This is a genomic window from Thermosipho sp. 1244, from assembly GCF_018588215.1.
In the GTDB taxonomy this organism is placed as follows: Bacteria; Thermotogota; Thermotogae; order Thermotogales; family Fervidobacteriaceae; genus Thermosipho; species Thermosipho affectus.
The window spans coordinates 1-14107 of the sequence record NZ_LNGA01000005.1 but is presented as its reverse complement, the minus strand read 5'-3'; the positions used below and the strand labels follow the sequence as shown (position 1 = coordinate 14107).

The 14107-nt window shown below is 31.9% G+C and carries 16 protein-coding genes, 1 tRNA gene, 1 pseudogene and 1 riboswitch; of the genes and pseudogenes, 13 read left to right on the top strand and 5 right to left on the bottom strand.

The window, feature by feature from the left end; translation table 11 throughout:
• A pseudogene (locus AS157_RS00990) lies at positions 1–225 on the bottom strand (hypothetical protein); the annotation flags it as partial.
• 116 nt (positions 226–341) lie between these two features.
• On the opposite strand from AS157_RS00990, the gene AS157_RS00985 reads away from it, so the two are divergent.
• The 3 genes from AS157_RS00985 (at position 342) to groL (ending at position 2529) form a co-directional block, all read left to right on the top strand.
• Positions 342–417, top strand: a tRNA-Ala gene (locus AS157_RS00985).
• Positions 418–620: 203 nt separating this feature from the next.
• Entirely contained in the window at positions 621–893 is a 273-nt protein-coding gene (gene groES, locus AS157_RS00980; RefSeq protein WP_077288733.1) for a co-chaperone GroES, read from the top strand.
• 16 nt (positions 894–909) lie between these two features.
• Positions 910–2529: a chaperonin GroEL gene (groL, locus tag AS157_RS00975; protein WP_077288732.1), complete on the top strand. Its 1620-nt coding sequence runs from the start codon at positions 910–912 to the stop codon at positions 2527–2529.
• A 287-nt stretch (positions 2530–2816) separates the two neighbouring features.
• Here groL and AS157_RS09670 read toward each other — a convergent pair whose 3' ends face one another.
• The 4 genes from AS157_RS09670 to AS157_RS00960 form a co-directional block, all read right to left on the bottom strand.
• Positions 2817–2930 (bottom strand): hypothetical protein, encoded by a 114-nt coding sequence (locus AS157_RS09670; RefSeq protein ID WP_352039413.1) that lies wholly within the window; start codon positions 2928–2930, stop codon positions 2817–2819.
• Between the two features lie 14 nt (positions 2931–2944).
• Positions 2945–3187 (bottom strand): hypothetical protein, encoded by a 243-nt coding sequence (locus AS157_RS09560; RefSeq protein WP_077288731.1) that lies wholly within the window; start codon positions 3185–3187, stop codon positions 2945–2947.
• Between the two features lie 66 nt (positions 3188–3253).
• Positions 3254–3409, bottom strand: coding sequence for a hypothetical protein (locus AS157_RS00965; protein WP_231450264.1), 156 nt, complete (start codon positions 3407–3409; stop codon positions 3254–3256).
• Between the two features lie 23 nt (positions 3410–3432).
• A complete protein-coding gene (locus tag AS157_RS00960; RefSeq protein ID WP_077288729.1) occupies positions 3433–3858 on the bottom strand; it encodes a hypothetical protein in 426 nt (141 codons plus the stop codon).
• 684 nt (positions 3859–4542) lie between these two features.
• Here AS157_RS00960 and sufC point away from each other — a divergent pair.
• The 10 genes from sufC to ribH all read left to right on the top strand — a co-directional run bounded on the left by sufC (position 4543) and on the right by ribH (position 13958).
• Complete coding sequence (gene sufC / locus AS157_RS00955; protein ID WP_143611735.1) at positions 4543–5286, top strand: Fe-S cluster assembly ATPase SufC; 744 nt, start codon at positions 4543–4545, stop codon at positions 5284–5286.
• A 13-nt stretch (positions 5287–5299) separates the two neighbouring features.
• Positions 5300–6682 (top strand): Fe-S cluster assembly protein SufB, encoded by a 1383-nt coding sequence (gene sufB / locus AS157_RS00950; protein ID WP_369819172.1) that lies wholly within the window; start codon positions 5300–5302, stop codon positions 6680–6682.
• Between the two features lie 10 nt (positions 6683–6692).
• Positions 6693–7811, top strand: coding sequence for a SufD family Fe-S cluster assembly protein (locus tag AS157_RS00945; protein WP_077288727.1), 1119 nt, complete (start codon positions 6693–6695; stop codon positions 7809–7811).
• On the top strand, positions 7786–9027 hold the full coding sequence (locus tag AS157_RS00940) for a SufS family cysteine desulfurase (RefSeq protein WP_077288726.1): 1242 nt from the start codon (positions 7786–7788) through the stop codon (positions 9025–9027). Before AS157_RS00945 ends, AS157_RS00940 begins: the two co-directional genes overlap by 26 nt.
• Positions 9017–9427, top strand: a complete 411-nt coding sequence (gene sufU / locus AS157_RS00935; RefSeq protein WP_077288725.1) for a Fe-S cluster assembly sulfur transfer protein SufU — start codon at positions 9017–9019, stop codon at positions 9425–9427. The genes AS157_RS00940 and sufU overlap by 11 nt, the downstream gene beginning before the upstream one ends.
• Before the next feature lie 402 nt (positions 9428–9829).
• Entirely contained in the window at positions 9830–10207 is a 378-nt protein-coding gene (locus AS157_RS00930; protein WP_077288724.1) for a methyl-accepting chemotaxis protein, read from the top strand.
• A 454-nt stretch (positions 10208–10661) separates the two neighbouring features.
• A riboswitch (FMN riboswitch) is annotated at positions 10662–10780 on the top strand.
• A 47-nt stretch (positions 10781–10827) separates the two neighbouring features.
• Positions 10828–11841: a bifunctional diaminohydroxyphosphoribosylaminopyrimidine deaminase/5-amino-6-(5-phosphoribosylamino)uracil reductase RibD gene (gene ribD / locus AS157_RS00925; protein WP_197023141.1), complete on the top strand. Its 1014-nt coding sequence runs from the start codon at positions 10828–10830 to the stop codon at positions 11839–11841.
• Entirely contained in the window at positions 11834–12382 is a 549-nt protein-coding gene (locus tag AS157_RS00920; protein WP_077288723.1) for a riboflavin synthase, read from the top strand. Before ribD ends, AS157_RS00920 begins: the two co-directional genes overlap by 8 nt.
• Positions 12379–13512, top strand: coding sequence for a bifunctional 3,4-dihydroxy-2-butanone-4-phosphate synthase/GTP cyclohydrolase II (locus AS157_RS00915; protein WP_214494939.1), 1134 nt, complete (start codon positions 12379–12381; stop codon positions 13510–13512). The genes AS157_RS00920 and AS157_RS00915 overlap by 4 nt, the downstream gene beginning before the upstream one ends.
• On the top strand, positions 13509–13958 hold the full coding sequence (ribH, locus tag AS157_RS00910) for a 6,7-dimethyl-8-ribityllumazine synthase (protein WP_077288721.1): 450 nt from the start codon (positions 13509–13511) through the stop codon (positions 13956–13958). The genes AS157_RS00915 and ribH overlap by 4 nt, the downstream gene beginning before the upstream one ends.
• Positions 13959–14107 lie beyond the last annotated feature (149 nt).

Below are 14107 nucleotides of genomic sequence, written 5' to 3'. Positions count from 1 at the left end.
ATCTCTAAGAGATGGAACTCTCTTAAAGTATAATGCACCCATTTCTAATGTCTCTCTAAACGAAAGAGCAAACAGTTCTTTTAAAACTGCTAAGGAAAGAATTAGTGCGTCTGGGTATTTCTTAGGTCTACCTTTGGAGGTAGATTTTTGAGGAAGTTGTGGTAAAATATTGTTGTAAAATTTTTTAACAAGTTTGAGTATTTTCTTTATGTTAGTTCTTCTCATATCAGGGGAGATTATATCATCTCCCCTTTTATTTTTGAACCACTTCCTCTTATTTTTGAAACACTCCCTAAGCATATTGACTAAATGTTTAAAATATGATAAATTATATTTGGTTAGGGGCCGTAGCTCAATTGGGAGAGCGCTACCATGGCACGGTAGAGGCAGTGGGTTCGAATCCCATCGGCTCCACCAAAAGGGAGGCTAAATGCCTCCCTTCCTTTTTTTGTTGTGTAAAACTGTGAAAAACAAAGAAAAATGCATTTATTTCTAAATAATACTTGTTGACACTCTATATTCCCTCAAAATAGAACTTAACATTTTCGATATTTTTGGTAAACTAAAATTAGCAGTCTGTGATTAAGAGTGACAACAAAATTTTGAAAGGGGGTAAGGTTATGAAAGTCAGACCACTTGGTTCAAGGCTTTTGATAAAGCCAATTCAAGAGGAAAAAAGAACAGAAGGAGGAATTGTGCTTCCAGATACCGCTAAAGAAAAACCTATGAAAGCTGAGGTTGTAGCTGTAGGCAATTTAGAAGATTCAGATGTTGATATTGTTGTTGGAGACAAAGTGATCTTTTCAAAATATTCTGGGACGGAAATAAAGATAGAAGACGAAGATTACATTATAATTGATGTTGAAGACATTTTGGCAAAAATAGAAGACTAACGAGGAGGTGACACGAATGGCAAAGATGTTAAGATTTAGTGAAGAAGCAAGAAGAGCTCTTGAAAGAGGTGTTGATGCTGTTGCAGATGCAGTAAAAATTACATTAGGTCCAAAAGGAAGAAACGTAGTTATTGAAAAATCCTGGGGAAGTCCAACTATTACAAATGACGGTGTTTCAATTGCAAAAGAAATAGAACTTGAGGATAAATTTGAAAATCTTGGAGCACAACTTGTTAAAGAGGTTGCAAGTAAAACAAATGACGTAGCAGGTGATGGTACAACAACAGCTACTGTGCTAGCTCAAGCAATGATTAAAGAGGGAATAAAAAATGTAACAGCTGGTGCAAACCCAATCCTTGTGAAAAAGGGTATTGATAAAGCAGTTACAGCAGCAGTTGAAGAAATTAAAAAGATTTCAAAGAGCTTATCTAGTTCCGCTGATATAGCACATGTTGCATCTATTAGTGCAAACAGTGAAGAGATTGGAAAATTGATCGCAGAGGCAATGGAAAAAGTAGGAGAAGATGGAGTAATTACAGTCGAAGATAGCAAATCAATTGATACATTCGTTGAGTTTACAGAAGGTATGCAATTTGATAGAGGATACATTTCTCCATATTTTGTAACAGATCCTGAAAAGATGGAAGTTGTTTACAATGAACCATTTATTCTCATTACAGATAGGAAACTTTCCAATATCAAGCCATTGATTCCAATCCTTGAAAAGGTTGCCCAAACTGGTAAACCATTGGTAATTATTGCAGAAGATGTTGAAGGAGAAGCATTAACGACATTGGTCTTGAACAAACTTAAGGGTACATTGAATACCGTAGCTGTGAAAGCACCTGGTTTCGGTGACAGAAGAAAAGCAATGCTTCAAGATATTGCAATTCTTACCGGTGGTATTGTTGCAAGTGAAGAAGTTGGAATTAATCTTGAAGATCTCACATTAAATGATCTTGGTAGAGCAGACGTAGTAAGGGTTAAGAAAGATGAAACTATAATAGTTGGTGGACACGGTGATCAAGAAGAAATTAAGAAGAGAATTGCTCAAATAAAGGCGCAAATTGAGCAAACGACTTCAGAGTATGAAAAAGAAACATTACAAGAAAGAATGGCAAAACTTGCTGGAGGCGTAGCAGTAATCAAGGTAGGAGCTGCAACAGAAACAGAATTAAAAGAAAAGAAACACAGAATAGAAGACGCATTAAGTGCAACAAGAGCTGCTGTTGAAGAAGGTATAGTTCCCGGTGGAGGAATTACCTTGTTAAGAGCAAGAAAACCAGTTGAAAAAGTAGTAGATGAACTTGATGGAGACGAAAAGATTGGTGCAAAAATAGTATATGAAGCATTAGTTGCTCCTATTAAACAAATTGCTAAAAATGCAGGTTACGATGGTGCAATTATCATTCACAAGGTTCTTGAAAATGATGATCCATCATATGGATTTGATGCATTACACGGTGAATACTGCGATATGTTTGAACGTGGAATTATAGATCCTGCAAAAGTTACAAGAAGCGCATTGCAAAACGCAGCATCTATAGCAGGTATGCTCTTGACAACAGAAGTATTGGTAGTTGAAAAACCAGAACCAAAAAATAATCCACCAATGCCAGAAATGCCAGAATATTAATAAAAGTTTTGGAAGTATAGTAACAAATTATTGATTTTTCAAATAAAATGGCTTCGGTATTTCACCGAAGCCATTTTGTTTTTCTTCTTTCTGAAGGTAAATGGTAGATGTTAGATATAAGAAAAACAAATATAAAGAAACTCATCAAATCCACTAAAAAAATTTGTGACAATTGCTTTCTTTGAAATGTTTATTTGCTTTTTATGTTGCTTTTTGGGATTCATCAACGCTTGTATTTGTTTTTCCAGCCATTTCATTAGCTATATTTGCACCATTTTGGATATTTTTTAACATGTTATATATTTTATTCGTAGATGTTTTAAATTCTTTGGCAAATTTTTTATTTCATCTGCTACAACCACAAATCCTCTTTTATCTTCTCCTGCACGTGCAGCTTCTATTGCAGCATTTAGTGCTAATAAATTGTTTGTTTTTCTATAGAATTGATTGTTTCGACTATTTCTCCTATATTTTGTGCTTTTAGTGCTAATTCTTGTACTTTTTCTGCTGCTTGTTCTGTTTTGGAAACAGCATTTTCCATATCATTTACTATTTCCTTAATTGCTTCTATACCTTCATGTGAAAATTGTACCATTTCGTCTGCATTTGCACTCATTTTCTGAACTGATTTTGAAACATTTTGTGTGCATGCTGCCACTTCTTCAACACTTGAATTAACTTCTTCTACTGAAGCAGATGCATTTTCAATACTTTGTTCAACGTCTTAGACTTGAGGAGAAAGTTCTTTTGCAGATGCTGTTTGTTCTTGTGATACAGTTGCTAGGTCATTTTCTGAATAATACATTGCTTGAGAAACATCTATAATGTTTTTAATTAGATTTTTAAGGTTATTAAGCATGTAGTTTAATGAGTTTGCCATTTGTGTTATTTCATCTTTTCCTTTCACATCGAATTTGATTGTGAGATCACCTTCTGAAATTTTTTTATTTGTTTTTTAAGTATCTTTATTGGTTTAATAATTTTTCTGGTGAAAGTAATTGCTGTTATAACACTCACAATTGCAATAATTGAAGATAATATTAATAATATTAGACTGAGTTGTAAAATTTCTTTTGTGGCGGAGATTGCTTCATCATAGTCAACTTCACCTATAATTGCCCAGTTTAATTTTCCATATTTAAATGGAATATATGCGTTTAGTACAGGTGTTCCTCTGTAATCTTTTGTTTTTATCCATTCGGTTTTTCCTGAAAATGCTTCTTTGACACTTGGTGTATTTACTTTTTTCTTGAATATAGTGCTTTCTTTTTTGTCACTTCTCATAAGGTAATCTGGACCAACTGCGTATGTTTCTCCTGTTTTTCCCATTCCCGTTTTTTCTTGTAATATTTCGTTTATTTTATCTATGGGAAGTTGTACTAAGAAATAACCTATAGATTTTCCTGTATTGTCTCTTATTATTGTACCTGCAAATGCGGCAGGTATACCGTGAGAAGGGGAATAAGGTTCAAAATCAACAAAATGTACTTTATTATCATTTGTAGTTTTGAGTAAATTATATAATTTAGCTATGTTTATGTTATTCCACTTCTTTGAAATATATGTAAACTATATTTCCATATAAGGATACAAGAAAAACATCATAAAGCTCCATATGTGGTAGTGTATGCATTGTATTGTAATCGGAAAGTTTTTCTTTTTTAAAAAAATCATTATATTCTCCACTAATTCATGGAAAATATAACTCAAGTCAACGACAGCCTTTTTTATACTTTCTCTATTTGCGATGTTGACATAATGATGCATTGGAAGTGAATGGTGGAGTAAATATTTATTTATGAGGAATGTGCAAGTAAAGTAATTTTGATGGTGTTATACTTTGTTTTATTATATAAACTTCATTATACATGTATATAAATTTATTTCTTGTTAGTAACCTGTAAAATTTTTTAATAACCTAGGTGTTTTTGATGTTTCTTTATTTTTGTTGACCTAAAAAAATTAATATGTTATACTTTAATTAGTAAAGACTAATTAAGGAGGTATATACTTATGAAAAAAATATTAGAGGTTAAAAATTTACACGTATCTGTTAGAGATGAAGATGTAAAGATATTAAATGGTGTAAATCTTGAGATTTCTAAAGGAGAATTACATGCCATAATGGGGCCAAATGGTTCGGGAAAGTCTACACTTGCAAATGTTATTATGGGAAATCCAAAGTATAAAGTAGATAAAGGAGATATACTCTTTGATGGTGAAAGTATTAAAGATCTTACAACAGATGAACGTGCTAAAAAGGGTATTTTTATGACTTTTCAAAACCCATATGAAATTGATGGGGTAAAATTTAACAATTTTCTTTTAACAGCTTATAGAAAAATTCACGGTGATGACGAGTCATACAAAATTTTAAATGAAAGAATACAATCTATCTTAAGTGAGCTTGTGGTGTCTGATAATTTTTTAAATAGGTTTTTGAATGTAGGGTTTTCCGGTGGAGAAAAGAAAAAGGGAGAGATTTTACAGGCAAGATTTTTAAAACCAAGACTTTTAATCTTAGATGAAATTGATTCTGGACTTGATGTGGATGCATTAAGGATAGTTGCTTCTCAAATAAATAAGATTAGAAAAATGGGAACAAGCGTATTAATCATTACACATTACAAGAGAATTTTAAATTATTTAGATGTGGATAGAGTGCACGTATACACAAATGGGCAGATAGTGAGAAGCGGGGATTTTTCTTTGGCAGACGAGATTGAGAAAAAAGGTTATACAACAATAGTGGGGTGAAATTATGTTTGATATGAAGAATAATGAAGAAAAGTTCAATTATATTGCTGAGATTGAACCAGAATATGTAAGTTTACCCGGATTAACTTCTGATATAATTGGTGAAATTTCAGATATTAAGGAAGAACCAAAATGGATGAGAGAACATAGATTAAGGTCATTGGAAATTTTTCAAAGATGGCATGATCCAAGGTTTGGCGTGGATATTTCAGGACTTGATTTGAATAAGATAATTCCTTATATAAAACCTAAAGCTTCTAAAAATACTACTTGGGATGAAGTTCCAGAAGAAATTAAAAAGGCATTTGATAAGTTGGGTATTCCAGAAGCTGAAAGAAAATATTTTGCAGGTGTGGGAGCCCAATTTGATTCTGAAATAGTGTATCAAAATATAAAGAAAGAATTGGAAAATTTAGGTATTATTTTCCTTGATATGGAAAGTGCTGTAAAAAAGTATCCTGATCTTGTAAAAGAATATTTTATGAAACTAGTCCCAGCACATGATCATAAATTTGCGGCTTTGCATGGTGCTATTTGGAGTGGTGGAACATTTTTGTATGTTCCAAAAGGAGTAAAAGTACCTATGCCTCTTCAGGCATATTTTCTTATGAGTAATCCAGGTATGAGCCAGCTTGAGCATACAATAATTGTTGCAGATGAAGGTTCTGAAGTTATATTTATAGAAGGTTGTTCTGCACCAAGGTATAACGTGATTAATTTGCATACGGGTATGGTAGAAATTTATGTAAAAAAACACGCAAAAGTTAAGTATATGACAATACAAAATTGGAGTAAAAACACTTATAACTTGAATACAAAACGCTCAATTGTAGAAGAAAATGGAGTTATGTCTTGGGTTTCAGGGTCTTTAGGTAGTATGAAGACAATGTTATATCCTATGACCATTTTAAAAGGAAAAGGTGCAAAAGCAGAAAGTTTGGGTATTACCTATGCAGGTCCTGGTCAGCATATGGATACTGGTTCAAAGGTAGTTCATCTTGCACCGTATACAAGCTCTACTATTGATGCAAGAAGTATCAGCGTAGGTGGGGGTTGGGCATTTTATAGGGGGCTTTTGAGAGTTGCAAAAGATGCAAGGAAGAGTAAGTCACACGTGCAATGTACAGCTCTGATGCTTGATAATGAGTCAAAAAGTGATACAGTTCCAATTATTGAGGTTTACAACAATGACGCGGATATAGGGCATGAAGCAAGAATAGGCAGAATAAAAGACGAACAAATTTTTTATCTAATGTCTAGGGGATTAAGCGAAACAGAAGCAAAGAGCATGATAGTCAAGGGATTTATTGAACCTATTGTAAGTAGTTTGCCATTTGAGTATGCAGTTGAGTTAAATAGATTAATAGAAATGGAAATAGAATCATCTATAGGGTGAGGTGTTATATATGGAAAAAACATTAGAATTAATTTTAAAAGATGAAATTACCGTTGTATCAAAACCAGAGGAATTTTTCAACAAAGATTATAAAAGTATATCCTCAGTGTTGAAAAATATTGACAATAAATATTTGAGAGAGTATATAGAGAATAAATACAGAGAATACAAGGAAATTGGTTTTCCAAAGTGGAGAAGATTAAAACTTAATAGTATAAATTTACCAGAGTACAAGTACGTAGATTATTTTAAAGATGTGAATTTTGATATAAATATAGATGATTTTGAAGGGACACATAGAAAATTTGTGCTTCTTTCAGATGTGTTTTCCTCAAAAGGAGATTATTTAATAGTAAAGGATAAACTTGAATTGAAAAAAGAGTATAATAATGAAATTACAAACGATGTTTACAATATAGATGGAAAATTTAGCCTTGTTAGAATAATTAATACGGATAAATTTTCTAACAACACGGCAAGGTTTATTGTAAATGATGGAGCAAGTCTTACTTTGTACAATATACATGTCACTCAAAAATTATCTTTTAGTGTGGATAACATGTTTATTTGGACGGGAAATAATTCAAGTGTGGTTGTTAGAGACATATATATTGGTTCAGGAAAAGTGGCGGGATATTTAGGCATAAAGATGAATGGTGAAAAGGCAAATGTAGAAGTAAAACCTTACTTTTTGGGTAAAAATAATGCAATATTTGATTTGCTGTATCTTTTAAGATTTGTTGGCGTGGAAAATAAAGGTTCTGTAAATGCTGAAGGAGCTTTAATGGATAATGCAAAAGTTGTCTTTCGTGGTATACTTGATTTGAAAAAAGGTGCCAAAAATAGTGAAGCGGAAGAATCTGAAAAGTGCATCCTTCTTTCAAAGGATTCAAAAATGGAGGCAATTCCAAGCTTGTTAGTAGACGAAAATGAAGTTACGGCTTCACATGCTGCAAGTTCTTCACCGTTAGACGAAATGGCTGTTTTTTATTTAATGAGTAGAGGATTTAGCGAGAAAGAGGCAAAAAAGTATATTTTAAATGGTATTTTTGAAACACTTATAAATGAGCTATCTAATTTCAGTGTGGAGGGGCTGGTAAAAGATGCTCTCGAGGAGTATACGGGATGATTTTCCTGCTTTGGATAGAAAAATAAATGAAAATAAACTAATTTACTTTGATAGTGCTGCAAGCACTTTGAAACCAAAACTTGTTATTGAAAAGTTATCAAACTTTTATTTAAACAATTATGCAAATGTTCATAGGGCAGTACATACTCTAGCATCTGAGTCAACTCAGATGCTAGAATATTCAAGAAGAAAGGTTGCCAAGTTCCTTAACGCAAGCGAAGAGGAAATAATATTTACTTCTGGAACTACGATGTCTATAAATCTTGTTGTAGAGAGTTTTGTAAGATCAGGTATGTTAAGTAGTAGTGATAGTGTGTTGGTTACATTAGTCGAACATCATGCAAATTTTGTGCCTTGGATTAGACTTTCGAAATTACACAACTTTCACGTAGATGTGGTTGTTCCAACGGGAAGATTTGGAGAGTTAAAGATTGAAGATTTTAATGTAGAACAAGAACCAAAAATAATTGCTGTAACTTTCCAATCAAATGTCACTGGTCAGGTTATAGATATAAAAAAAATTAGGGAAAAATTTCCAAATGCAATATTGTTAGTAGATGGTGCTCAGTACCTCCCTCACAAAAAAATAGATGTTAGAGAGTTAGGCATAGATTTTTTGGCCTTTTCAGCCCATAAAATGTTGGGGCCAAGTGGTGTAGGAGTTTTGTGGGGGAAAAAGGAATTTTTAGAAAAAATGGAACCATTTTTATACGGTGGGGAAATGATTGATAAAGTGGAATTAGATAATGTAACGTTTAATGTGCTTCCGTACAAATTTGAAGCGGGGACTCCAAATATCGGAGGAATTGCTGGATTATTATTTGCTTTGGAGTATTTAGAAGGTGTTGGTTTTAAGGATTTGGAAGAGCACATAAAAAAATTAACGCAATATGCAATTGAAAAGCTAAGTAAGATAAAAGGTGTAGAGTTATACGGGCCATTAAATGAAAATCAGTTGGGAATTGTAAGTTTTAATATTAACGGTGTACATCCGCATGATGTTGCACATTTGCTAGATGAAAAATTTGGTATAGCAATTAGGAGCGGCCACCATTGTGCGCAACCACTTATGAAAGTATTAAAGACACAAAGTTGTTTAGATGTATTCCCGAATAGTACTTGTAGGGCAAGTTTTTATGCATACAACACTCTAGAAGAAATTGATATTCTGGCAATGGCAATCAATAAAATAAAGGAGTGGTTTGATGTATTCTGAACTTATTATGGATTATTCTAAATTAAAGAAATACAAGGGAAAGCTTGAAGATGCTGCTGTTGTAGAGGAAGGGAAAAATTTGTCTTGTGGCGATGAAATAACACTTTATTTAAAGTTTGAGGACGGAAAGATTGTTGATGGAAAATTTGAAGGTATAGGTTGTGCAATAAGCCAGGCCTCGGCAAATATAATGCTTGAAAGTGTGATTGGGAAAGATAAAGATGAAGCATTAGATGTTTTGAGAAATGTCTATGCAATGGTAAAAGGTGAAGATTTTGAAAAAGAAAAGTTAGGAATTGTAAAAGAACTTGAAGATATAAGGAATTATCCTATGAGGATAAAATGTTTTTTGCTTTCTTGGAAAACATTAGAACTTGCATTAAAAAAACAAAAAAAGTAATTTAAATTTTTTATGAATTGTTAAAATAAAATAAAATAAAAATCTATCTAAGAGGGTGAAGAAATGAAAAGAAAAGTTGTAAAATTGACCCTCTTTATTTTGTTAATACTTAATTTTCTTTAGTGTTTCCGTATTCTCATCTATTGTTTCTTTTTGGGTTAACTTTTTAACTGCAACGTTTGGTGGATTATTTGCAGAAAAAATTAGAGAACTTTTTTTGAGGATTTATCGTTAAGATTAAGTGGGGAAATAACGATTAATATCATTGCTTTATTTTTATTGTTGTATTCATGAGTTTTAAATTTTGAAGAAGTTAAGTAAATTTTTGATAAATTTAAAATAGGTATTTCTACGAAAGTTTTAATTTCAGTTCTTTCTGTTTTGCTGTGGATTGGACTCATTATGATTAGATATTTGTATTTTAAGGGAGTTCTTACAAGCCAAAATAGTTGGAAGATTTTGATTCTTAGCATTATTTTAAATATTTTGCTTGCGTCTGTTTTAAATAGAATTATTTTAAAGACTGTTGGTATTATAAAAGATGCTATGAGATATTATTTGAAAGGTAAGCTTAATTACAAATTAAATATTAATTCAAACGATGAGTCTAAAGATATATCGTTGCAGTTGTCCAATATGCTCAAAGGATTAAAAAAGATATTGATTGATGTCAACAATGCCTCTGAAAAATCAAGTAAAGTTTCAGAGTTTGCAAGTGATGGATTTGAAAATTTGTTGAATTTAATTAAAAATATAGAGCAAGGCTACAAAAGGTTTTAGTTGAAAAAATAAGTGCAGCAATTCAGGAAATTATAGAAAGTTTGAAGGAGTTAGCAAATCAAGCAACTGTAGTGAAAAGTGCGGCTTCTGAAACATTGGAGATTAACAAGTGGAACGGTTTGCCGTTGTTGAGAAACTAAAGAAGCAACAAATACTATCTCTGAAACAATTAAAAATAAGGTTTTTAATGATATTTTTGAATTATTTAACAAATTATCTTTTGTTGTAGATTGCGGCACACTCACAGGAACAAAACGCATCAGTTGAAGAAATGAATAATGCTGTAATTTAATTTTTACAAACACAAGATGTAAAAAGGAAATCAGATGAGGTGTACAATGTAGAGAATAAGAGCTTGAATATGGCAAATGAACTTTCTAAAAGTATGAAGTATTAGGCTTAAGAGAACAAATAAATAAATTTGAATTCTAAGCGGTTTGTTGTATAATATATTTAGAGTCCTCGGGGCAGGGTGAGAGTCCCGACCGGCGGTGAAAGCCCGCGAGCCCGTTAAGGGTTGATCCGGTGAAATTCCGGAGCCGACGGTTAAAGTCCGGATGGGAGGGGACAATGCAATAATATGCATTTACCTCTCCCTCCTAATAAAGGAGGGATTTTTCTTGGAAGAATATATGAAGCTTGCCATTGAGCTTGCAAAGAAAGGTATTGGAAAAGTTTCGCCAAATCCACTAGTAGGTGCGGTAATTGTAAAAAACGGGAGAATTATAAGCACGGGTTATCATGAAAAATACGGAGGTTTTCATGCGGAAAGAAATGCCATTTTAAATGCGAAAGAAGATCTTAGGAATAGTGAACTATACGTTAACCTTGAACCTTGTTCCCACCATGGAAAAACACCTCCATGTACTGATTTAATAATTTCTTCTGGAATTTCAAAGGTTTATATTTCCACCCTTGATCCAAATCCACTAATTAATGGAAGAGGTGTAAAAAAGCTGAAGGAAAATGGTATAGAAGTACATATTGGGCTTCTTGAAGACGAAGCAAGATATCTTAATAGGGTTTTTTTTAAGTATATTACCAAAAAAGTTCCATATGTTGCTTTAAAAGTAGCAATGACTTTAGATGGGTTTATAACAGATTCTTTGGGAAATTCAAAGTGGATTACAAAAGAAAATTTTGAAATTTCACACTCTTTAAGAAATTTTTTCTCAAGTATTATGGTTGGAGCTAACACGGTATTAAAGGATAACCCTAGATTAACTTGTAGAAATGGAGGAAGAGACCCTGTAAGAGTCGTACTTGATAAGAATGGAATTACATTTGGAAAAGACCTTAATGTATATGATAAAGGAGCAAGGACTGTAGTTTTTTCAAAAAATTGTATAAATAAAGTGGAATGTTACCCTGAGACAGATCCAGAAAGTATTTTAAAAAGGTTGTACAGTTTGGAAATTGATTCAGTTTTAATTGAAGGTGGAGCAGATGTTTTGTCTCAATTTTTTGATTATACAGATGAAATGCATTTGTTTTATTCTACAAAATTCTTTGGAAATGGTCTTTCACCGTTTAAAGGTGTGAAAAAATTTGTTAATGAAGGAAGCACCTTTAATATTAGAAGGGTTTTAAAATTAAACAATGAAATTTATTTGGAGGTAGTAAGAAATGTTTAGTGGGATTATCGAATTTTGTACTAATAAATTTGTGCTTAAAGAAAGTGTTGTTGAGATAGAATTACCATTTGAATGTAAAATTGGTGAAAGCGTTAGTGTTAATGGCGTTTGTTTGACTGTAAAAGAAAATGTTGGAAATAAATATTATTTTGATGTGGGAGATGAAACTAAAAGAGTTACAAATATTTCCTTTTCAAGATATTTAAATATTGAGCGCGCATTAAAAATTGGTGATAGGGTGAATGGTCATTTTGTATTGGGGCATGTTGATGGAATGATAAGATTTGTAAAAAGCGCTAAAAAAAATTCAAGTATTTATATGTATTTTTCTCTTCCAAAAGAAAGATATGCAGTCGTAAGAAAGGGGTCAATAGCTTTAAATGGTATAAGTTTAACTATTTCAAATGTAAGTTTGGATGTTTTTGAAGTACAAGTAATATACCATACTTTTGAAAATACGAATTTAAAATATTTGAGAGTCGGTGAGCTTGTAAACTATGAAATAGATATTTTTGCAAGATATGGGAGGGGAGTGAATTGAAACCATTCATATTGATTGATAGTGAAAGAGAATTAGAGGGGGATTTATTTATTCCAGCGCAAGTATGTGATGAGAAAGTAATAAATTTTTTCTTAAAAGAAGGTAGGGGATTACTTTGCCTTGCTACAGATGAAGAAAATTTATTAAATAAGGGTTTTTTTAGACTGCCAAATAGACTGCCAAATAATGGATCAAAAACTAATTTTTTTATACCAGTTGATTATGGAAAAGGAACGGGTATTTCTGCTATTGAGAGATGTAGGACAATAAAAAAAGTAAGTGAGGGGCTTGATGTTTCACACTTTTTTTATCCTGGGCATGTATTTTTACTTGGTGCAAAGGAAGAAAGATGGGGGCACACTGAAGCTGCTACATTTTTATCAAAGAAATTGGGTTTTTCACCATATGGGGTAATAATAGAAATGCTTAATAATAATGGAAATTCACACGATTTTAAATATATCATGGCATTTTCAAAGAAGTACAATTTAGAAGTTGTAGATATTAAAGATTTATATAAAGAATATAACAAAGAAATATTCCAAATTGAAACTAAAGTAAAACTTCCCACAAAATTTGATGAAAATTTTGAAATTTATACTTTTAAAAACAAATATGATAAAAAAGAACACGTTGCAATTGTAAAAAGACCATTTTTTGATATTCCATTTGTTAGGATTCATTCTGAATGTGCAACAGGAGATATTTTTCATTCACTTAGGTGTGATTGTGGTGATCAACTTGAAAAATCTTTGAAGATAATTTCAAAAAGTGGTGGGATTTTAATTTACCTAAGGCAAGAAGGAAGAGGTATAGGATTAAACAATAAAATTAAGGCTTATGAATTACAAGATAAAGGTTTTGATACAGTTGACGCCAATTTGATTTTAGGTTTTAGAGAAGATGAAAGAGATTATTACATAGCATATCTAATTTTGGAAAAACTTGGTGTAAAGAGGATAAAGTTGCTTACTAATAACCCAAGAAAAGAGATTGAGTTGGAAAAATACGGTATTAAAGTTGAAACAGTTTCAATTTATGGAAATATAAATAAATACAATGAAAAATATTTGAAAACTAAGATTAATAAAATGGGTCATAAAATAAAAGTGAAAGGGGAGAAAGTATGATTGAAGGTAATTTTAAAAGATGTGAAGAATTAAAAATTGGTGTAGTTGCTTCAAGATTTAATTCGCAAGTCACCAAAATGTTATTGGAAGGTGCACTAGATTGTCTAAAAAGGCATGGAGTAAATAATATTGATATCATAAAGGTCCCTGGTAGTATGGAAATAGGGTTTGTGTTAAAAAAGATGATTAACAAGAATTATGATGCAATAATAGCTTTGGGAGCAATAATAAGGGGTGAAACGTATCATTTTGATGTTGTGGCAAATGAAATTTCAAGGGCAGTGATGCAATTAAACTTGGAAGGAAAAGTACCAATATCGTTTGGTATAATAACTGCGGATACTTTGGAACAAGCAATAAATAGATCTGGGGCAAAACTGGGAAATAAAGGATTTGAGGCTGCTATGGTAGCATTAGAAATGGCAAAGCTAAATAAAGTTCTATAAATAAACATGACTTTTAGATGTGATTGTTTTATCATATCCAATAAGAAAATTAAAGAAAGAATTTTAATTATAGAATCCAAGAATATCAAGAATATTAAGTGTAAAAAAAACTGAGTCTGTTTCAAAAATAGTAAGAGACTAATCCGAAA